This is a genomic window from Pseudoduganella sp. HUAS MS19 (genome assembly GCF_053615455.1).
Genome location: NZ_CM132133.1, coordinates 2,907,977 through 2,928,303, shown reverse-complemented (window position 1 = coordinate 2,928,303; position 20,327 = coordinate 2,907,977). Strand labels below are relative to the sequence as shown.

Sequence of the window (20,327 nt, the reverse complement as noted above, 5' to 3'; positions counted from 1 at the left end):
CGGCTATGCCACCGGGTTAATCTTTATGCTTGCCATGGCCATGGCCATGGCCGTGGCCATGGCCCTTGTCCTTGTGTTTGCCGTGGCCGCGGTCATCGTCGCGGTCGTCACGGTCGTAATCGCGGTCGCGGCCGCCGCGATGGCTGTCGCGGTAGCGCGGGGCGTATTCGTTGGTGTACCACTCGTCGCGCACGAAGTAGACATTGCGGCCGCAAGCGTTGTACTTGCCGCAATGCTTGCCCCAGTTCTTGGCATGGCCTGGCGGTACGCGCAGGTAGAGCGGCTCGGCAATGATGCGTGCCGGGCGCTGGATAATCACCGGCTGCGGGTACAGCACTGGCGGCGGCGCCATGTTGCCGAGATCGATGCGGCCATAGAAGCCTGGCTGGCCGATGGTGACAGACACGCCAACATCGGTGGCGAAAGCAGAAGTGCTGAGCGCCAGCATGGCGGCGGCTAAGAGCTGGGTCTTCATGGTCGTGATTATATAAGTAGTTGAAAAAGTGCGTTGCCCGCCAGTTATTGTACCAAAGCAAGTTGGCGACTTACGTTCAGCAACGCACAGACATTGCCGAAACGCAACACATCAGGCGTGCGCGCTCATTGCCGCGCGCAGCTGGGAAATCGCGCCATGGGCTTGGGAAATTACCTTATCGGCAATACGTTTGCGGACCGCCTGCACACGGCCGGCCGCTTCCGCCTCCAGCATCAACGGCGTCAGCAACTGGGTTGCCGATTCATGGAAGCTGGAGGCAATGCGGTCCAACTGGCGGCCGAAAGCGGCCTGCACTTCCTGCAAGCGCTTACGCAGCTCGTCTTCGAAGGCGCTGCGACGGTCCTGGATTTCCGAGCGCTTGCGGCGGCCGGCATCGGCAAACCACTTGAATGCGCCCGCCAGCAACACTGCACCGCCGACGAAGGGCGCGGCCGGCGCCACCACCGGCAGCACCACCGCAACGCCGAACAGGTAGGCCGCGGTACCGGTGCTGGCGGCTGCGACGGCGCTGCCCATCAGGGTGAGATTGGCTGCGGCATCCACCGTCTGTGCCAGGCGGGTGCCGACACGCATGCGCGGCATCAGGCGCGCCAGCGTGGCGTGGTGCTGGCGTTCAAACACGGTGCTCTGGGTCAGGCGGATGTCGGACTGGAACAGCGACAGGTCGTGCTGCAGCAAGTCCAGTGCTTCTTCCTTGCGCCGCACGACGCGGTCCAGGCGCGACTCCATTTCCTTGCCGAATTGCTCGCCGCTGGCGCGTTCATTGACTTCCGGCTGGCAGGCCAGCGCCAGTTCGATCGCGTTGCCGGCATCGTGCACGGCATCGTCGATATCCTGGTTCAGCAGGCGGCGCTCGTAAGCGATGCGCGCATCGACCAGCGCCAGGCGCTGCTGCACTTGCTGGCGCAACTGCTGGGCCGTGGCCAACAAGCCGGCAGCGCTGGCCTCGCACGCCAGCGGCGAACTTTCGTGTTCGCGATAACTCTCGATGCCCTGGCAGATGGTGGACACGGCACGCTCGACGGCGTCCTGCAGCTCTTCCTGGCTCATCAGCCCACCGTTGTAGCCGCGCGCGTGGTTGAGCAGTTCGGCGTGGCCCATCGAGCGGCCGAAATCGGCCACGGCATCGGCCAGCCCCCTGCCCTTGACCAGCTTGCGCGCCTGGTTGCCCAGGTTGCTAAGCAGGCGGCGCTCTTCTTCCGGCGGCAAGCCGAACAACTGTTCCGGGGTGAGCTTGACGTGCAGTGCCTTGGCGATCTTTTGCGCCAGCGGCCGCGCGGCGGTGCCTTGCAGCGCCAACAGCGGCTTCATCAGGTTAAAGGCCTTGTGCCGCGCCTGCTCGGCGACAGTCGGACTGGACCGGGCCAGCGCCTGCAGCGCCCAGTCGACGGAAATGCCGCATTCGATAGCGTTCAGCATGATCGCGGTGAAGACGGCGGAGGCGCGGCCATCGCCGGCCAGGTCGGTCACGGCGGCAAATTGGGCCAGGGTCAGGCTGCCGTCGGTGCTGGCGATCGCGCCAACGGTACGGGCCAGGCTGGAAGTAAAGCTCTGGTCGGAAGAGAGGTGTTCATCGAGGCCACGCAAAAGGACAGCGTGCTCGGGGGCAGCCTGCGCGGCGGCGGCTGGCGGGGTGACGCTCGCGGCTCCATAAGTGCTTTGCACAAATTCTCCGTTCGGCCAGTCCAGGTTAATGGCATTCTAGACCAAGAGCGCTCATCCCCCAAACAGTTTGATCCGGATCGGCCATGCTTGCCGGCTAGGGCGCGGGCTCAGTGGGCAGAATCAAGGTTTCCTTGATTTCCTCCATGACGACATAAGACTTCGATTGCGCAGCGCCCGGCAGGTTCAGCAGCATGTCGCCAAGCAGCTTGCGGTATTCCGCCATCTCATGGATGCGGGCTTTGATCAGGTAATCGAAATCGCCCGACACCAGGTGGCACTCCTGCACTTCCGGAATGCGCAGCACTTCGCGGCGGAATTGCTCGAAATGGCTGGCCGACTTCTGGTTCAGCGTGATTTCGACGAACACCAGCAAACTGGCGCCGAGGGCGCGCGGATTGAGGCGCGCGTGATACCCGGCAATCACTCCATCGCGCTCCATGCGCTTGACCCGCTCGATGGTCGGCGTAATGGACAGCCCGACCTGCTCGCTCAGGTCCTTCATGGCGATGCGGGCGTCCTCCTGCAGGATGCGCAGTATCTTTCGGTCAATCTTATCCAGTCCCCGGGCCGATTCTTTTTGGATTCGCATGACTTTTTACTGTTTTGAGCTTTTCATATAGTAACAAATACTAGGAAAACTTACTTATCATAGCAAAATAATCCGCAACAAATATTCCGGAGGCAATTCATGCGCGTAGTTATCCTTGGCAGCGGCGTCATCGGCGTCACCAGTGCCTATTACCTGGCCCAGGCCGGCCATGACGTCACCGTCCTCGACCGCCAGCCGGGCCCTGCCCTGGAAACCAGCTTCGCCAACGCCGGCCAGATTTCGCCCGGCTACGCCTCGCCATGGGCCGCCCCCGGCATTCCGCTGAAAGCCATGAAATGGATGTTGCAGCGCCATGCGCCGCTCTCCATCACCCCTGACGGCACCACCTTCCAGCTGAAGTGGATGTGGCAGATGCTGCGCAATTGCAATGCCGAATCTTATGCAATCAACAAGGAGCGCATGGTGCGCCTGGCTGAATACAGCCGCGACTGCTTTAAAGTGCTGCGCGCCGCCACCGGCATCGCATACGAAGGCCGCCAGCAAGGCACCACCCAGCTGTTCCGCACCCAGGCCCAGCTCGATGGCGCAGCCAAGGACATTGAAGTCCTGAAAGAAACCGGCGTGCCATATGAACTGTTGACCGGCGCCGACCTGATGAAGGCCGAGCCAGGCCTGGCCGCATCGCAGCACAAGCTGGTCGGCGGCCTGCGCCTGCCGAACGATGAAACCGGCGACTGCCAGATGTTCACCACCCGCCTGGAAGCGATGGCAAAAGAACTGGGCGTCAAGTTCCGTTACGGCGTTGCGATCGACCGGCTGGCGATGGAAGGCGACAAGGTCAAGGGCGTGCAATGCGGCGCCGAGCTGGTGGAAGGCGACTCCTTCGTGGTGGCGCTGGGCGCCTACTCGACCCCGTTCCTCAAAGAGCTGTTCGAGATTCCTGTGTACCCGCTGAAAGGCTACTCGATCACCGTGCCGATCGTCGATGGCGGGAAGGCCCCGACCTCGACCATCCTCGACGAAACCTACAAGATCGCAGTGACCCGCTTCGACGACCGCATCCGCGTTGGCGGCATGGCGGAGATTGCCGGCTACAACACCAGGCTCAACCCACGCCGCCGCGAAACGCTGGAAATGGTGGTGAACGACCTGTTCCCCGGCGCCGGCAACACTGCCGAAGCCAGCTTCTGGACCGGCCTGCGCCCGATGACGCCGGACGGCACCCCGGTCGTCGGCCGCACCGGCATTCGCAACCTGTTCACCAATACCGGCCATGGCACCCTGGGCTGGACCATGAGCTGCGGCTCGGCGCAACTGCTGGCCGACATCATGTCCGCCAAGCGCCCGGCCATCTTCGCCGACGACTTGTCGGCAGCGCGTTACAGCCAGGAACAGTCCGCACGCCAACCCCAACTGGCCGGCGCCTAAGATAAAAGTCGGGGTCAGCTCCGGCAATCGGACAAAAGGCGCACGAATGTGCGCCTTTTGTCCGATTGCCGGAGCTGACCCCGACTTGCATTTGGCACTATGGTCCATGGGGCCGTATAATTTTCGGCATGAATAAACTGGAAGCCTTCGGACACGTCGCCGCGCTGGCGATCCGCGGAGACCTCGTGTTTCCTACCAGCGTTAATGCCGCCCTGCGAGTACAGCTCGCCCTGGACGATCCGGACTGCCCGATGGAAGATGCCATCAAGCTGGTGCTGGCCGAGCCGCAGCTGGCCGCGCGCACCGTCTCGCTGTCCAACTCCGCCATGTTCAACCGGACTGGCGGGCCGGATATCACCAACGTCCGCAACGCCATCATGCGCGTGGGTTATCACAACCTGTACGCACTGGCGGCAGCCATGGTGGTGCGCGCCTTCGGCAGCAAGATCTCCGATCCGGGGCTGCGCGCCAAGGCCGAGCAGCTCTGGCAGCACACCATCCACGTCGCCTGCCTGGCGCGCATCATTGCGCGCGAAGTCACCGGCGTGAATCCGGACACCGCCCTGTTCGCGGCCATCGTGCATGAAGTGGGCAGTTTTTACCTGCTGTCGCGCGCCGATGAGTTCCCCGGTCTGCTCGAACCCGATCCAGAGAACTGGCAGACCGCGAGCGAGGAAATCATCACGCGCGAAGTGCTGAAGAAACTGGGCATTCCGGCCGAAGTGGCGGAAGCGATCGAGAGCCTGCGCAGCGGCATGCTGCAAATCCCGCCCGACACCCTGCTCGACACGCTGCTGCTGGCCAACCATTTCGCGCCGGTCGCCTCGCCATTGGCCCCGGAACAACAACAGCCGCCACACGAAGATTCCGTGATGGATCTGTTCATCGATGCCGAAAAGCGCGAGCAGATGCTTGAGGAAGCGGAAGCCGATGCTTCCGCCATGAATGCAGCGCTGCTGGTCTGAACCGGCAGCTGCAATGCACCTTTAGTCGAGCGCCTTGGCCGGGCCGAAGAACTCGAAATAGGTCTGCGCTTCCGGCACGCCCAGTTCGCGCAGGCTGCGCTTCACGGCCTGCATGAACGGCAGCGGGCCGAGGAAATAAGCGTCGACGTCGCGCGATGGCGGCAGCCATTCGCCCAGTTCCTTGTTGCCAAGCAGGCCGATTGCATCGGCACCCGGCTGGCCGTCGCGCTCCTCCGCATAGATGTAGTGGCGCTTCAGTTGCGGGTGGCGTTTGGCCAGGCCGTCGACATGGTCGCGGAAGGCGTGCACGCCGCCATGGCGGGCTGCGTGGATGAAGCGGATTTCCCGCCCGGTTCCCAGCGCCTGCTCCAGCATGGCCAGGGTCGGCGTGATGCCGACGCCGCCGGAGATGAGCACGATCGGGCGGCTGCCTTCGGCCAGCGTGAAGGCGCCGGTCGGCGGGAACAGGTCCACGCTATCGCCCTCCTTCAGGTTCGCGTGCAGGAAGCCCGACACCTTGCCGCCCTCTTCGCGCTTGACGCTGATCTGGTAGGTCTGGCCGTTCGGCGCAGCGGACAGCGAATACTGGCGGCGCTGCTCTTCGCCATCCACGACGACGCGGATGCCGATGTACTGGCCTGGCGTGAAGCCCAGCACCGGCTGCCCGTCGACCGGACGGAACACGAAACTGGTGATTTCATCACTTTCCACCCGCTTGGCGGCCACGGCGAACTGGCGCGCCCCCATCCAGCCGCCTGGCGCGGCCGCGGCCGCTTCATAAGTCTTGCCTTCGGCGCCGATCAGGATCCCGGCCAGTTGGCCGTACGCCGCGCCCCATGCCTCCAGCACCGCGTCGGTTGCGGTTTCAGCACCGAGCACCTCGCGGATGGCTTTCAGCAGGCTGGCCCCGACCATCGGGTAGTGTTCCGGCTGGATCTGCAGCGCCACGTGCTTGGTGACGATGGTGTTTACCAGCGGGCCCAGTGCTTCCAGGCGCTCGATATGCCTGGCGTACATCAGGATGCCGTTGGCCAGGGCGCGCTGCTGCTCGCCGCTGTGCTGGTGGGCCTGGTTGAAGAACGGTTTCACCTGCGGGAAGTCGGTAAACAGGGTCTGGTAGAAGTGGCGGGTCAGGGCTTCGCCGCCTTGCTCCAGGATTGGAACGGTGGCGCTGACGATGGCACGGTGTTCGGCGGACAGCATGGGTATGGCTCCTTCTCGGATAAACATGCACTCATAATACATGTTTATCTTAAACTGCGTCAATAAAGATGCAGATCAAATGCGCATTTTACGCAGGAGCACGGTTTGTTCTCCGCCCTTGGCGCCCTTGCCGCCGTGCGGGCCGGGCAGGATATCGGCCAGGGTCATGCCATCGAGGACATGGAGGAAGGCTTCCGTGGCTTCGCCCAGCTTGCGTTTCAGTGCGCAATCGCGCAGGAAGGCGCAGTGGCCAGGTTCGGCTTCGAAGCATTCGGCGATGTAGAAGTCGGACTCGCTGTCGCGCACCACTTCGCCGATATTGATCTCTTCCGGTTCCCGGTTCAGGCGCAGGCCGCCATGCCGGCCGCGCACGGTTTCCACCAGGCCGCTGGCGCCTAGCTGGTGGATCACCTTGGTCAGGTGGTTTTTGGAGATGTCGTGCAGGTCGGCGATTTCCTGGATCGTGACCAGCTTGTCGCGGTTCATGCCGAGGTACATCAGCGAACGCAGGGTGTAGTCGGTGAAGGATGTCAGTCTCATGATCTACGTCATATAAAGATGCATTCGGAATATTGCTTTGGCTCTAGCCCTAATGTAGCATTCATTATACATCTTAAGAACATGAGGCCCGCCATGCGCAGCATCCATATTCCCACTGAACCCGCGCCAGCCGGACAACCGCATCCCCTGCTGCGACTGGGGTTCCGCCCGTTCTACTTGCTGGCGGCAGCCCTGGCAATGCTGTCGGTTCCACTGTGGCTGTTGGCGTACAAGGGCATGCTGCCAGCCCTGCCTGCGGCCAGCATACTGTGGCATATGCACGAAATGGTGTTCGGTTTCGGCGGCGCAGTGATCGTCGGTTTTTTGTTTACTGCAGGGCGCAACTGGACCAACCTGCAGACGCCGGCAGGCGGACAGCTTGCCGGCCTGGCCGCGCTGTGGATCGCCGGACGCGTAGCCATGCTGCTGGCGCCCGGCGTGCCGGCGCTGATGATCGATGGCCTGTTCCTGCCGCTGTGCGCAGTAGCGTTCGGCCGCGTGCTATATCTGGCACAGAGCAAACGCAATTACCCTATCTGCGGCATCCTGGCTTTGCTGTCGGTGGCCAACCTGCTGTTCCATGGCGCGGCCAACGGCTGGATTTCGCTGTCCCCGCTGACTCCCGTGCATGGCGCGATCATGATGATCACGGTCCTGGAGGCAGTCATCGGCGGCCGCGTGATCCCGATGTTTACCCGAAACGGCGCGCCAGGCAGCCAGCCCGTTACCGTGGCATGGCGTGAGAAGGCCAGCATCGCCCTGCTCCTGGCCACTGCGCTGGCCTGGGTTTCCGGCCTGCCGGGCTTTGTGGTGGCAGCGGTGGCTTTTGCGGCGGCGGCGCTCAATGCCATCCGCCTGGCCGGCTGGGCGCCATTCGCCACGGTGCGCGTGCCCTTGTTGTGGATCCTGCACCTGGCCTACGCCTGGATCGTGGCCGGCCTGGTGCTGCTGGGTTTTGCGGCGCTGGGCATCGGTTCCTCCAGCAGCGCCTTTCACGCTCTGGCTGTCGGCGGCATGTCGGGCCTGATCCTTGGCATGATCACCCGAACCGCGCTGGGCCACACCGGCCGCATGCTGCGGGCCGGACGGGCCGAAAGCGCAATGTATCTTCTGCTGCAAGCCGGCGCGCTGGCCCGCTTGTGCGCCAATATCGTTCCCGCAGCACTGCGTGACATCCTGTTGCTGGGCTCGACACTGGCCTGGTCGGCCGCCTTCCTGCTCTACCTTTTGGTGTATGCGCCTTACCTGAGCCAGGGGCGCATCGACGGGCGGGAAGGATGATCAGCCGCGTGCCAGCGGATTTGGCGTCGGCTCGGCCACCTTGTGCAGCACATTGCGGTCGACGTGGTGGAATGGTTCCGACTCCTTGCCGCGCAAGAGCATGACGGTATCTTCTTCGTAACCCCAGCTGCCGTCATCGTTGATGGTGACCTTGATGCGGTACTCGGTGGTCTTGAAGCCGAATTCCAGGAAGGGATTGGAGCAGATGCCGTAAGTATCCTGCTCGCGCCGGGCCACCAGTTCGAAGCTCCTGGCATCCGGCGCCGCGGTACCGGACGCCATGGCGATCTGGCCGCGTGGAATGGCCAGGGTCTGGATCACGGTATTGGTGGCCGGTTCCCACAGCCAGTAGCCGACCTGTTCGTGATAGGTCTTGATGTTGTCGGGCTTGTTGACGATCAGGACGTAGCGCAGGCCGTAGAACAGTTGCGGCCCGTTGGTCACCGGGTCGATCGGCTGCAGTTCGATGCGCTCGACATAGGCTTGCTTGCGCGGCCCGTCCGCCTTTGGCTTGATATCAAGGCCGCGCTGGCCCTCCCAGATGCCGGCCATGGCGGTCAGCGGGCCAAGGTTGTCCAGCGTGTTCATGTCGATGCTGGAAGGTTCGGTGTAGATGTCGTTGCTATATTCACTCATTGAATGCTTGCTCATTAATCAGGGAGCAAGCATTGTAACCGCGGCGCCGGCTTCTGCGCCGAGCAGCATGGCGGTAATCTCCTGCGGCGGCACCGGACGGCTGAACAGATAGCCCTGCATCTCGTCGCAGCCGTGCTGCTGCAGGAAGCTGCGCTGCTGTTCCGTCTCCACGCCTTCCGCGATCACCCGCATGTCGAGCTGGTGCGACAGCGAGATGATGGCGCAGGTGATGGCCTGGTCGTCCGGGTTGGCGACCAGGTCGCGCACGAAGCTCTGGTCGATCTTCAGGCGGCTGATCGGGAAGGACTTCAATGCGGCAAGGCTGGAATAGCCGGTGCCGAAATCGTCGATGGCCAGCGTAATGCCCATCGCCTCGAGCTGGCGCATCTTGGCCACCGATTGCGCGGTGTCGCGCATGATCATGCTCTCGGTGACCTCCAGCTCCAGCCACTGCGCCTCCAGGCCGCTCCACTCGAGGGCCGCGGCCACGCGCTCGACCAGGCGCGGGTCATCGAACTGGCGCGCCGACACATTCACCGATACCACCAGCGGCGGCAAGCCGGCGTCCTGCCAGGCGCACGCCTGGCGGCAAGCTTCGCGCAAGGCCCATTCGCCGATCGGGATGATCAGGCCATGCTCTTCCGCCAGGGGGATGAACTGGGCCGGCGACACGGCGCCACGCTGGGGATGCTGCCAGCGCAGCAATGCCTCAACGCCGAACATGCGTCCCGATTCAAGGTTCACCTTGGGCTGGTAGGCCAGCGACAGCTGCTGCTCTTCCAGCGCCTTGCGCAAGCCTTCCGTCAGCGCCAGCTTTTCTTCCAGGCCGGCATTCATCTCACGGGTGTAGAACTGGCAGTTGTTCTTGCCGCTGTCCTTGGCGCGGTACATCGCCGCGTCGGCATGCATCATCAGCGTGTCGGCGTCGCGGCCATCGCGCGGGTAGACGGCAACGCCGATCGAGCAGCTGACCTGCATTTTCTGCCCATCCAGCATGATCGGCTGCACCACCGATTCCAGGATCTTGTTCAGCAGCGGCACCAGCACCTGCGGGTTGCCGTTCACGTGCGGCAGCACCAGTACGAATTCATCGCCGCCCAAGCGGCCCACGGTGTCTTCGCGGCGCACGCAGCCGACCATGCGGCACGCCACTTCCTTCAACAGCTCGTCGCCGGCGTTGTGGCCCAGCGTGTCGTTGACCAGCTTGAAGCTGTCGAGGTCGATGAAGGCCACCAGCACCGATTCGCTGTTACGCTCCGCATGGGCGATCGATTGCTGCAGGCGGTCGCAGATCAGGCTGCGGTTCGGCAGCCCGGTCAGGGTGTCGTGGTGAGCCATGTGGTAGATGCGTTCCTCGGCGCGCTTGCGCTCCGTGATATCGCGCACGATCGCCACCACGCCGCCCTCCACGCCAACCACCTGCCAGTGCAGCCATTCGGCCTGCAACTGCGGCACCTGGTTCGGCCCTTCTTCCTGGTGCACGCCGCCGTTCATGGTGACCTGCGCAAGGCGCTCGAACATGCCATTATGGCGCGCAGCGGGCATCCAGCCGCACAAGGTTTGCGCGCGCAGTTCGGTGCGGCTGCGGCCAGTCAGTTCCTCCGCGCGCGAATTGACTGCGGAGAACTTGAAGTCCACTACCACGCCTTCCTTGCTGCGGATAGCGCGCAGCACGAAGAAGGCATCCATATTCGATTCGGACGCGGCGGCATAGGTTTCCTGCGCGCGGCGGATGCGCCGGCGCGCCTTGGCCCCCTGCCATACGCACGCCCAGACCAGGGCCGCCAGGAGGATCAGCACCGCACTGGCGACGCCGGCTTCCCACAGCAACTGGCGGCGCTGGGCCGCAAAGCCGGCCATCTGCTCCTGTTCCGACAGGCCCACCATCGCGGTCAGGCGCAGTCCGGCCAGCTGGCGCACCTCCGTGTATCGCCTGATGCCGTCGATCTTGCTGGCCACGGCGACGCCACGGCGCGCCTGCAGCGCCGCCAGGTCCAGTTTCTGTCCGAAAGACACCTTGTCGCCGACGCGCCGCGCGCGCACCACGCCGTCGTCCCCGACCAGGCCAAGCATGCCTTGCTCGCCCAGGCGGCTGCGTTCATAGCCACTGGTGAAATAAGCCGGATCGACTTCCACGATCACTACGCCGGCAAATTCCCCGCGCTTGTCGTCCAGGCGGCGCGTGAAATGCAAGTGCCAGTCCTGGTTTGCCTCGTCGCGCATCGCCTGCGAGATGAAGGTGTAATTACTGCGGTGCTGCTGGTGGAAGCTGAAGTACTCCTGTTTCCCGACATTGATCTGCTGCGCGGCAGGATTGCTGGCAACCGTATTGCCGTGGGCGTCGACAATGCTGACAATGAAAACCAGGCCCGATGGCAGCAGGCCGTGCGCTTGCAGCTCCGGCAAGGCGCCAAGCGCACCCTGGCTCTCGGCACTATACTTCAGCACCTGCAGGGTTTGCTCGATGCCGTTGATACTGCGCGCCACCTGCGCTTCATAGGTCGCGACCAGTTCGCTGGCCGATTCGGCGGCCAGCTCACGCGAAGCGGCAGCCTCGCTGTCGATGAAATGCAGCGTCGTTCCCCACACCACCGCCAACAGGACGATGGTGAACAGGGGCAGCGAGACTTGCGTCTCAAGGCACATGCGCAGCCAGCGTTTCATATCAATGCACCACCAGGACCGGACGCACGCTGGCATCGAGCGCACCGCGCTCGATGTAGCCGATCAGGGTTGGGTTATCGGCCACCAGGCGGCGCACCGCCTGGCTGGTGGGCAGTTCGCGCGGCGGCTGGCCGCGCCCGGTGAAAATCTTCTTGGTCCAATAGGCCTTCATCAGCGCCGGGCTGCGGTTGGCTACTTTCAGGTAGAAGTCGTCGCGCAGCGGAGAGCCGATCGGCAGGTCAAGCGCCACCACCTCGCCGCCATCGGGAAAGCGCGTCGCTTCGGAAAGGAAGATATCGGCCACCTGCTCAGCGCGCAGGGCCGTGATGGGGCTGCGCGCCGAAACCACCACCACCAGGTCGGCAGCGGCGGCGGCGCCGGCGAGCAGCGCCCATAGCAGGCAGCAAAGGAGCTTCCGCATCATGTGGACCTCCCCCATCAGAACACGAAGTCCAGCGAGGCGCTGAACACGCCGAAGCTGCGCCCATAACGATAGCCGGGCTGGATGTTCGACAACGTGCCGCTGGTGCCGCTGCGCGGGCGCACATGGTCGAACTGCAGCTTGACGGCGGCATTGCCGGTGGCATCCCAGCGCAGGCCAAGGCTGGTGCTGTCCTGTTGCGCAATCATGCTGAGCAAGCCATTCAGTTCCGCGTTCAGGCGCTGGGCCTGCGGCACATAGGGCGGCGGCAACGTGGCCAAGTCCAGGCCGGCGACCCGGTTCGGGGTGTTTGCGAGCACTTTGCTGAAGGTGCCGTACGGCGTGAAGCTGCCCAGGCGGTAACCGCCGCTGACATAGCCGGCGCTCTTATCGCCCAGCATGGAGCGGGCATTGACGCGCCCTATCTCCCCCATCACGAACCAATTGCCCGGGTCATACGAAGCGCCGATGCTGAACACCGTGGCGCGCTTGCGGTCCGGTTCGTAGCGGCGTGCCAACACTTCGCCCTGCGGGCCGAACTGGCGGATGGCGGAAAACAGCTCTTGCAGCAGCGGCGTTTCCAGCTCGGCCCGGATGGCGGTGGCGCGCACCGTCAGCGCTCCGGCGCTGCTGGTGCTGGAAATGCCAGCCAGCTTGCGCGCCTTGACGCGGGTGACGTCGGACAGCGGCACGCTGGTGCCGCCAAACAGCACTTGCGTGGTGTTCTTCACCTTGCCGAAGGTCCAGCGGTAGCTGGCGTCGATGCCGTCGCTATTGCTGATCGGGAGCGCGCCATACAGTTCGACCGGGGTACGCACGGCAGTCAAGGCGTAGCTGGCCTTGCGGTAGTCGCCCGACAGGAACAGCGGCAGCGCAATGCGGCCAAGGCGCAGGCTCAGTTCCGGCGAAACCTGGTATTGCACATTGGCCCATTCGACTTTCGGCGTCCACGAATGCGTGAGCTTGCGCTCGGCCACCACCTGCAGCACGGCCGACCAGTGGCCGCCGCTGTTATAGCCAAGCTGTGCGCCGAGGCGGCTATCGACCGCATAGCTCCAGTCGCGCGTGGCGCCGGCCTCGCCGGGAGTCAAGGGATTGGCCGCGTAGTCGGCCTGCTTCTCGCTCGAATGCACGGCGCTCAGGGTGCCGAAGCCACCAAAAGTCCAGCTGCCATCCTGCTGCGCCGTGTGCCCGGCGTGCGCGGCAGGCTGCACCAGCAGTGCAGCGGCAACGGCGAACAGGACAGGCGTCTGGTGCAGCTTTGGCATAATGGCACTCTTGGCAAGAAACGTCGGCAATAAACCAGCGTCGCTTGCCATGCCGGCATGCGTGCGCGCTGGAGGTGGGATTGGACTGGTTAAACGCGGCGCTCGAACGGCGCTTTTTTTGAATTCTCACACTTTATAACAGCGCTTTGTATCTGTCGAGAAATTTCCCTAGAGCATCCTTACTATCAATTGGGAAATATTCAAATGTGTAGAAAAGCAAAGGAAACAAGGACATGCAGCAAGTCTCATGCGGCACCCTGGTATTGAATAGCGCACGCCAGGTACTGTTATGCCATGTCACCGGCACGGCCAGCTGGGATATTCCCAAAGGCCTGCAGGACGCCGGCGAATCGCCGCTGGAGGCGGCGCGGCGCGAATTGCTCGAGGAAGCCGGGCTGGATTTCGATGCCGGGCGGTTTGAAGACCTGGGCCAATTCAGCTACCGCCCCGACAAGCGGCTGCATCTGTTCAAAGTGCAAGCCGGCGACGAATTGTGCAGCCTTGACCACCTGCGCTGCACCAGCTTTTTCCCCCACCAGCGCACCGGCGAGCCGACGCCGGAAGCGGACGGCTTCCGCTGGGCCTCGCGCGATGAACTGAGCTCCCTGTGCTGGCCGCGCATGGCGTCGCGGCTGCTGTCGATCGCGTGGTGATCAGGCGCCGCCGGATACACGGATCGTGGTGCCGGTAATATAGCGCGCCGCCGGCGACATCAGCCACACCGCGGCTTCCGCAATTTCCTCCGGCTCGCCCACGCGCCCCATCGGGATGCGCGCTGCCACACGGGCCGGCCGTCCCGCGTCGCCCGAAGTGGCGTGGATATCGGTCTGCGTCGTCCCCGGCGCCACGCCGCACACGCGGATGCCCTCGGGCGCAACTTCCTTGCCAAGCCCCATGGTGAAGGTATCGACCGCCGCCTTGCTGGCCGCATAAGTCACGTATTCATTCGGACTGCCCGCGGTCGCCGCGGTGGAGCTGATATTGACGATCACCCCGCCCTGCCCATGCGCGCGAAATGCCGCCAGCGCACGGCGGCTGGCCTGCATCAGGCCCAGCACATTGGTGCGGAATACCCGCTCCACGGCCGCCGCTCCCGTATCGGCAAACATGCCCAGCCCGCCCGTAATGCCGGCATTATTCACCAGTGCCGACACCGGGCCCAGTTCGCGTTCGACCGTCACGAACAGGCGCTCGATGTCCTCATCGCACGCCACGTCCGCCTGCACCGCCAGCGCCCGGCCGCCGGCCGCCCCGATGTCGGCCGCCACCTGCGCCGCCGCATCCGCATCACGCAGGTAATTGACGGCCACCACCCAGCCATCCGCTGCCGCCCGGCGCGCGATGGCAGCGCCAATGCCGCGGCTGGCGCCTGTCACGATCACTATTTTTTCCATAGCCGTATTCTATTTGATTTGGGTCATGGATTCCGCGCCTGCTCCCGGCCAGACTTGAGGGATTGACAAGGAGACCGCCATGCAACGCCTCGAATGGAGCCCGCTGCTGGAAACCGGTGTGGCCGAAATGGATGCATCGCACCGCGCCCTGCTGCAACGCATCCACGCGACCATCGACGCCGACGATGGTTCGCTGCCGACCCGCATCGCCGAACTGCTCAACGCCCTGGTCCTCGATTTCGCCGAGGAAGAAGCGCTGATGGACCAGCTTTACTATCCCACCGACCACGAACACCGCGCCGCGCATCGCCGGGCCCTGGCCGCGCTGCAGCACGCGCTGCCCGTTGCGCAGGCCGATCCCGGCGGCGCCCGCACCCTGCTCGAGCGGCTGCCGCGCTGGTTCCTCGGCCACCTGAGCGCCATGGACTTGCCGCTGGCCGTGGCCGTGGAAAACGCCGGCCATCCGCACAGCCAGCCTTCCAACGCCAAATTAAGACAGCAACTGGCGCAATTGCTGCAGGAGCAATCCATCTAAAATAGCGATACATTGCATCTGAATATATTGGCTTCCGGAATATATCTCTGCGGCATAAGATCACTCCATCAACCACCCATTCATTGAAGGAGTCATCCATGAACGCCAACAACACTTTCCTGCCACTCATCGGCCGCATCCTGATGGCAGCCATTTTCGTCCTCAGCGGCTTGGGCAAGATTGCCAACCCGGGCGCCACCCTCGGCTACATCAGCGCCATGGGCCTGCCATTTCCGCAGCTCGCCCTGGCCGGCGCCATCGGCATCGAAGTGGTGGGCGGCCTGCTGCTGGTAGCCGGCCTGTACACCCGTCCTGTGGCACTGGCCCTGGCCGCGTTCTCGATCATGACCGGCCTGATTTTCCACAGCGCGATTGCCGACCAGAACCAGATGATCCACTTGATGAAAAACCTGGCGATGGCTGGCGGCCTGCTGCAGATCGCCGCTTTTGGCGCCGGCAAGCTGAGCCTGGACGCCCGCCGCAGCGCCACGGCACTGCGTAGCGCCTGATCGGTTGCAGGCAGGTGGCGGAGCACTTAGACTGCGGCACGAGGAGATTTTGCAACCGATGTTTCGCCACATTCTGATCCCAAGCGACGGCTCCGCCGCTTCGCAACTGGCAGTGAACGCCGCCCTGCGCATGGCCCGCGAAAGCGGCGCCCGCGTTACCGCAGTCCACGTGCTGCCGGAAGAGCCGGCGCTGGCCAGCCTGGCCGCCGCGCCCATCGAAAACATGATCCTGGCCGATATCGCGCGCCAGGCCACGACTTTGCATGTCAACTGCACCACGCTGCAAGTGCATGGCGACCAGCCGCATGCCGCCATCATCGCCACCGCCTTGCAGCGCGGCTGCGACCTGATCGCCATGGCATCGCGCGGCCGCGGCGGCCTGGCCAGCCTGATGCTGGGCAGCCAGACGCAAAAGGTGCTCACGCACAGCAGGATCCCGGTCCTGGTGTTCCGAGAAGGCTAACGGCGAACGGCCACCAGGTCGTCGTAGATCGGTACTGCCGCCAAGGCCAGCAGCACGCAGGCCAGCGGCAGCACGGCGCCAAAACCAACGGCCTTGAAGCCGAATGCTCCTGCCAGCGCGCCAATAAAGAAGGAAGTTACCAGCGAAGCGAGAATCCGTACGCGCTTCCAGTCGGCCGCCACGCGCGGCACGGCCTGGTCGTCGCGGTTCCAGTACATCGCCTTGCCGGCCTCGATGCCAAGGTCGGTCACGATGCCCGTCATATGGGTGGTCCTGATTTCCGCGTTGGACAGCTTGGTAATCACGGCATTCTGCAAGCCCATCATGAAGCACAGGAGCATCACCGTGGCCGGCAGCACGATGACGTCGATCGCCTGCAGGCGCGTTCCCATCACGCCAAAGGCCAGCAGCAGCACTGCTTCGACCAGCAGCGGCAAGGCAAACTCGCTGTGAAGCTGGCGACGGCGGGCAAAGTTGACCATGACGGCGCAACAGGCTGCGCCGGCGAGGAAGGCCAGCAAGGCGCCGGCGCAGTCGAGGGCAGCGTCGACTGCGCCCAGCGCCATGTCGTCCGCGGCGGACGACAGGATGCCTGTCATGTGGGAGGTGTACTGCTTGACGGCGAGGAAGCCGCCGGCGTTGGCCGCCCCGGCCACGAAGGCCAGGGCGATGCCGAGGTGGCGGTTAGCCTGGGCGGCGCGCTGCCGCCCTGTCAGGCGTCTTACATAATTGATCGGCATTGGTCCCCGGCATGGCTCAAACCTCAGAGGTAAGCGCTGACGTCCGGACGGGTTGCCAGTGCCTGCTGCACCACCTGCACCACGAACTCGCGGTCAGCGCCGCGCAGTGGCTGGCGTGGACGGCGAACGTTTTCGTTGCCGGCACCGACCAGTGCTTCCACCAGTTTCAGATTCTGCACCAGCTTGGTCGAAACGTCGAGGTGCAGCAGCGGCATGAACCACTGGTACAGTTTCAGGGCCTCGGCCAGGCGGCCGGCTTTGACCAGCTTGTACAGGGCCACGGTCTCTTTCGGGAACGCCACCACCAGGCCGGCCAGCAGGCCGTCGGCGCCAACTGCCAGGCCTTCGAAGGACAGGTCGTCCACGCCCATGAAGATGGCGTAGCGGTCGCCCACGGCATTGCGCAGGTCGGTCACGCGGCGGATATTGTCGGTCGATTCCTTGATCGCTTCCAGTTCTTCGCAATCGGACAGCTCTTTGAAGTCGGCCGGGGTCAGGTCGACCTTGTAGGTCACCGGGTTGTTGTACACCATGATCGGCAGCTTGGCGGCCTTGGCGATGGTGCGCAGGTTGGCCTTGGCTTCGTACGCATCGGCAGCATACAGCACGGAAGGCATCACCATGAAGCCGTCCACGCCCAGGTCGCGCGCTTCCTGCACATAGCGTTCGGCATTGGCGGTGCGGGTCTCGCTGACGTTGGCCAGCACCGGCACGCGGCCGTTGGCGACCTTGACGGCGGTCTTGGCCACAGCCAGCTTCTCTTCGAACGACAGGGTGCTCGCTTCACCCAGGGAACCGCAGGTCACCAGGCCGTGGCAGCCGCTGTCGATCATGAAGGAGAAGTGCTTCTCCATTTCTGCGTGGTCCAGCTCCTCGTTGGCGTGGAATTTGGTGGTTACTGCAGGGAATACGCCTTCCCATTTGATTGCTGCCATTTCAAGTCTCCTTGTGAGGTTCGAGGGTGATAATGCTGCCGGCACGTGCCGGCGAGATCGGTGTACGCACGGCGTCCGGACGCCATCCATACAGGAAATCGGTTGCGTTGCCGCAGATGCGCCCCTGGCACGGGCCCATGCCGCAGCGGGTATGCAGCTTGGCGCTGCGCCAGGTCGGCTGCTCGCGCAATTCTTCATGGCAGACGTCTTCGCAGCGGCAGACGATGGTGTCGGCCTGCGCCAGCGTGCGCAGTTCTTCGCGCAGGGCGAAGGTGCGCGCCAGCCGGGCGGCAAAGCCCTGCCATAGGGTTCGTTCGGTGAACTGTTCCGGCGCCAGGCCTTCGCCGCAGGCGGCCAGGCCGGCAATGCGGCCCTCGACCAGCGCCAGGTCGACGCCGCCGACACCGGTGCCCTCGCCTGCGCACAGCACATTCGGCACCGAGGTGCGTTGCCATGGGTCGGTCTTCACCGCGCCCTGCTCGATGTCGCAGCCGAGCGCGCGCGCCAGTTCGGTGTTCGGCAGCAGTCCATAGCCGCAAGCGAGGTAGTCGCAATCGATATCGAGCTTCGCTCCCTTGCGCTGGATTTGAACGGAAGTCAGTTGCACATCGCCGCGCGCCGTCGTCACATAGCTGTTGGCAAAGTAGGGAATGCCGCGCAGCGCGACGCCCAGCCTGACGGCCTGCACCGCCTTGGCCGGCGTCAGCGCCAGCCCGGCCGCAAAGCGCGCCAGGGCCGGCATGCCCGCCTGTTCGACAATGGCAGCGACGATCGCGCCACGCTCTTTCAGCGTCGCCGCGACAGCCAGCAGCAGGGGACCGGTGCCGGCTACCACCACGCGCTTGCCCTGTACGGGGTAGCCGCCTTTTGCCAGTGCCTGCAGACCGCCAGCGCCAGTCACGCCAGGCAGGGTCCAGCCCGGGAACGGCAGCAGCAATTCGCGTGCGCCGGTGGCCAGGATCAACTGGTTGTAGCGGATGGTGCGGGCCTGTTCAGCATCCTGCACCAGCAGTTCGCCGGGCTGGGTCTGCATCAGCACGCGTGTGCCCGGCAGGAAGCTCACATTGCCTGCCGCCTCGATCCCCTGCCAGAGCTGGCGTGCGCGCTGCTCCTGCTGCTTTGCCGGGCCGCCACGCCAGATCTGGCCGCCGGCCAGCGGGTTGTCGTCGACGATGGCGATGCTGCGCTTGCCGGGCATGCCGGTGCTTGACGCTGCGTGGGCCGCCGCCAGGCCTGCCGGGCCGGCGCCGACGATCAGGATGTCAAAAAACTGCGTCATGCTGCCGCTCCCGTCTGCACGTCCATGCCTGAGCGGCAAAGCGTCTGGCAGGACAGCACATGCGCCCGGCCGTTAATGGTCACGCGGCATTCCTGGCAAACGCCCATGCCGCACAGGGGCGCGCGCATTTGCCCGCTGACCGAGCGCCGCGTCACGCCGGCAATGGCGGCGGCGACAGTGGTACCGGCAGCGACAGTCGTGCCGCGCCCGTCTATTGTCAAAGTGACGGATTCAGCCATACGCCCTCCCCTGTGCATCGAAGCGGGCCGGCAAATAAGGGCGATGATCAATTCCCGCCTGTCCTCCGGCCATCTGCGCCGCCAGCAATTGCGCCGTCGCCAGCGAGGTCGTAATACCAAGGCCTTCATGGCCGGTTGCCAGCCACACATTGCGGCGCGACGGGTCCGCACCGATAAGCGGCAAGCCATCCGGCGTCGCCGCACGCAGGCCGGTCCAGCAACGCAGCACATTCAGGCCCGCCAGCGCAGGCGTATATTCGACCGCCCTGGCCAGCATGCGCGCCATCATCGGCGGCTCTGCCGCCAGGTTGACGGTATCGAATTGCCGCGACGAGCCGATCAGCACCTGGCCGGTAGGCCGCGGCTGCAGGTTAAATGCCACCGACTCGCCCTCGGCGGCATGCGCGCTCTTGATGTAGCCAAGCTCCACCAGTTGATGCCTGATGAATCCTGGATAGCGGTCGGTGATCATCACGTGGCCCTTCTTGGGCCGCAGTGGCAGGTCGGGTGCAAGCGCCAGGCAGCGCGTGCCGGCGGCCAGCACCACCTGTCCCGCCGACACACGCGAACCGTCCGCCAGCACGACACCGCCGTCTTCCAGCGCCACGGCTTCGCCCGCGACCAGCGATGCGCCGCGCGCCACTGCGCGTGCCAGCAGGATGCGCGCGCTCTTCGGCGGGTACACCAGCCCGTCGCCCGGCACCAGCAAGCCACCGGCCAGGTGCGGCCGCAGGTTCGGCTCCAGCCGGTACAATTCTTGCGCGCCGATCACGCCGCATTCCAGCCCGTGGGCTGCCATGGTGGCGGCCTTGGCGCGTGCGGCCTCCAGTTCTTCATCGTCCGCAGCGACCCAGATGGTGCCGCAGCGGCTGTATTCGTGACGCTGGGACTGGCCTTCCACCAGCTCCTTCCAAAGCTCCAGCGAATGCGAGCTCAGCGCCAGTTCAGCCGCGTTGTCGTCCATGGCCACCAGGTGGCCCATGCCGGCCGCCGTTGCTCCGCTGCCGACCGCATCGCGCTCGATCACAGTCACGCGCAAGCCCCGCGCCGACAGGGCATCGGCGCAGGCAGCGCCGATAATCCCAGCGCCGACGATCAGGACGTCCGGTTTCATGA

22 protein-coding genes are annotated in these 20,327 nt (G+C 64.5%); 7 read left to right on the top strand and 15 right to left on the bottom strand.

The window, feature by feature from the left end:
• Positions 1-16: 16 nt before the first annotated feature.
• The 3 genes from ACWBU6_RS13400 to ACWBU6_RS13390 all read right to left on the bottom strand — a co-directional run bounded on the left by ACWBU6_RS13400 (position 17) and on the right by ACWBU6_RS13390 (position 2,750).
• On the bottom strand, positions 17-475 hold the full coding sequence (locus ACWBU6_RS13400) for a hypothetical protein (protein WP_452649270.1): 459 nt from the start codon (positions 473-475) through the stop codon (positions 17-19).
• A gap of 111 nt (positions 476-586) precedes the next feature.
• Positions 587-2,161, bottom strand: a complete 1,575-nt coding sequence (locus ACWBU6_RS13395) for a hypothetical protein (RefSeq protein WP_452649269.1) — start codon at positions 2,159-2,161, stop codon at positions 587-589.
• A 94-nt stretch (positions 2,162-2,255) separates the two neighbouring features.
• Positions 2,256-2,750 carry an Lrp/AsnC ligand binding domain-containing protein gene (locus tag ACWBU6_RS13390; protein ID WP_055926035.1) on the bottom strand — a complete coding sequence of 165 codons (495 nt, stop codon included), beginning with the start codon at positions 2,748-2,750 and terminating at the stop codon, positions 2,256-2,258.
• 99 nt (positions 2,751-2,849) lie between these two features.
• Between ACWBU6_RS13390 and ACWBU6_RS13385 the strand changes: the two genes are divergently transcribed.
• Positions 2,850-4,139, top strand: coding sequence for a D-amino acid dehydrogenase (locus ACWBU6_RS13385; protein WP_452649268.1), 1,290 nt, complete (start codon positions 2,850-2,852; stop codon positions 4,137-4,139).
• A gap of 128 nt (positions 4,140-4,267) precedes the next feature.
• The gene (locus ACWBU6_RS13380; protein WP_452649267.1) at positions 4,268-5,104 is read left to right on the top strand and encodes an HDOD domain-containing protein; all 837 of its coding nucleotides are present in this window, start codon (positions 4,268-4,270) and stop codon (positions 5,102-5,104) included.
• A gap of 21 nt (positions 5,105-5,125) precedes the next feature.
• On the opposite strand, the gene hmpA is transcribed toward ACWBU6_RS13380, so the two are convergent.
• Entirely contained in the window at positions 5,126-6,307 is a 1,182-nt protein-coding gene (hmpA, locus tag ACWBU6_RS13375; protein ID WP_452649266.1) for an NO-inducible flavohemoprotein, read from the bottom strand.
• A gap of 75 nt (positions 6,308-6,382) precedes the next feature.
• Positions 6,383-6,847 (bottom strand): RrF2 family transcriptional regulator, encoded by a 465-nt coding sequence (locus tag ACWBU6_RS13370; RefSeq protein WP_452649265.1) that lies wholly within the window; start codon positions 6,845-6,847, stop codon positions 6,383-6,385.
• Positions 6,848-6,940: 93 nt separating this feature from the next.
• On the opposite strand from ACWBU6_RS13370, the gene ACWBU6_RS13365 reads away from it, so the two are divergent.
• A complete protein-coding gene (locus ACWBU6_RS13365; RefSeq protein ID WP_452649264.1) occupies positions 6,941-8,128 on the top strand; it encodes an NnrS family protein in 1,188 nt (395 codons plus the stop codon).
• Here ACWBU6_RS13365 and ACWBU6_RS13360 read toward each other — a convergent pair whose 3' ends face one another.
• From ACWBU6_RS13360 to ACWBU6_RS13345, 4 genes are read right to left on the bottom strand one after another with little or no spacing between them, the layout of a single operon-like run.
• Complete coding sequence (locus ACWBU6_RS13360) at positions 8,129-8,764, bottom strand: FABP family protein (RefSeq protein ID WP_452649263.1); 636 nt, start codon at positions 8,762-8,764, stop codon at positions 8,129-8,131.
• A gap of 18 nt (positions 8,765-8,782) precedes the next feature.
• Positions 8,783-11,428: a bifunctional diguanylate cyclase/phosphodiesterase gene (locus ACWBU6_RS13355; RefSeq protein WP_452649262.1), complete on the bottom strand. Its 2,646-nt coding sequence runs from the start codon at positions 11,426-11,428 to the stop codon at positions 8,783-8,785.
• A 1-nt stretch (position 11,429) separates the two neighbouring features.
• Positions 11,430-11,852, bottom strand: a complete 423-nt coding sequence (locus ACWBU6_RS13350; RefSeq protein ID WP_452649261.1) for a phosphate ABC transporter substrate-binding protein — start codon at positions 11,850-11,852, stop codon at positions 11,430-11,432.
• A gap of 14 nt (positions 11,853-11,866) precedes the next feature.
• Positions 11,867-13,117 carry a hypothetical protein gene (locus tag ACWBU6_RS13345; protein WP_452649260.1) on the bottom strand — a complete coding sequence of 417 codons (1,251 nt, stop codon included), beginning with the start codon at positions 13,115-13,117 and terminating at the stop codon, positions 11,867-11,869.
• A gap of 233 nt (positions 13,118-13,350) precedes the next feature.
• On the opposite strand from ACWBU6_RS13345, the gene ACWBU6_RS13340 reads away from it, so the two are divergent.
• Complete coding sequence (locus tag ACWBU6_RS13340) at positions 13,351-13,770, top strand: NUDIX hydrolase (protein ID WP_452649259.1); 420 nt, start codon at positions 13,351-13,353, stop codon at positions 13,768-13,770.
• Here ACWBU6_RS13340 and ACWBU6_RS13335 read toward each other — a convergent pair whose 3' ends face one another.
• Complete coding sequence (locus tag ACWBU6_RS13335; RefSeq protein ID WP_452649258.1) at positions 13,771-14,511, bottom strand: SDR family oxidoreductase; 741 nt, start codon at positions 14,509-14,511, stop codon at positions 13,771-13,773.
• Positions 14,512-14,590: 79 nt separating this feature from the next.
• Here ACWBU6_RS13335 and ACWBU6_RS13330 point away from each other — a divergent pair, with 79 nt between their 5' ends.
• From ACWBU6_RS13330 to ACWBU6_RS13320, 3 genes are all read left to right on the top strand, one after another.
• Complete coding sequence (locus ACWBU6_RS13330; RefSeq protein WP_452649257.1) at positions 14,591-15,046, top strand: bacteriohemerythrin; 456 nt, start codon at positions 14,591-14,593, stop codon at positions 15,044-15,046.
• Between the two features lie 98 nt (positions 15,047-15,144).
• Complete coding sequence (locus ACWBU6_RS13325) at positions 15,145-15,555, top strand: DoxX family protein (protein WP_452649256.1); 411 nt, start codon at positions 15,145-15,147, stop codon at positions 15,553-15,555.
• Between the two features lie 58 nt (positions 15,556-15,613).
• Entirely contained in the window at positions 15,614-16,018 is a 405-nt protein-coding gene (locus ACWBU6_RS13320; RefSeq protein ID WP_452649255.1) for a universal stress protein, read from the top strand.
• Here the strand turns inward: ACWBU6_RS13320 and ACWBU6_RS13315 are convergent.
• Genes ACWBU6_RS13315 through ACWBU6_RS13295 form a run of 5 tightly spaced genes read right to left on the bottom strand, consistent with a single transcriptional unit; the run spans position 16,015 to position 20,325 of the window.
• Complete coding sequence (locus tag ACWBU6_RS13315; RefSeq protein WP_452649254.1) at positions 16,015-16,758, bottom strand: YoaK family protein; 744 nt, start codon at positions 16,756-16,758, stop codon at positions 16,015-16,017. The two genes, ACWBU6_RS13320 and ACWBU6_RS13315, sit on opposite strands and share 4 nt — an antisense overlap.
• A gap of 23 nt (positions 16,759-16,781) precedes the next feature.
• Positions 16,782-17,693: a dihydrodipicolinate synthase family protein gene (locus ACWBU6_RS13310; protein WP_452649253.1), complete on the bottom strand. Its 912-nt coding sequence runs from the start codon at positions 17,691-17,693 to the stop codon at positions 16,782-16,784.
• Position 17,694: 1 nt separating this feature from the next.
• On the bottom strand, positions 17,695-18,972 hold the full coding sequence (locus ACWBU6_RS13305) for an FAD-dependent oxidoreductase (protein ID WP_452649252.1): 1,278 nt from the start codon (positions 18,970-18,972) through the stop codon (positions 17,695-17,697).
• Positions 18,969-19,211: a 2Fe-2S iron-sulfur cluster-binding protein gene (locus ACWBU6_RS13300; protein WP_452649251.1), complete on the bottom strand. Its 243-nt coding sequence runs from the start codon at positions 19,209-19,211 to the stop codon at positions 18,969-18,971. Before ACWBU6_RS13300 ends, ACWBU6_RS13305 begins: the two co-directional genes overlap by 4 nt.
• Entirely contained in the window at positions 19,204-20,325 is a 1,122-nt protein-coding gene (locus tag ACWBU6_RS13295; RefSeq protein WP_452649250.1) for an NAD(P)/FAD-dependent oxidoreductase, read from the bottom strand. The genes ACWBU6_RS13300 and ACWBU6_RS13295 overlap by 8 nt, the downstream gene beginning before the upstream one ends.
• Between the last annotated feature and the right edge of the window lie 2 nt (positions 20,326-20,327).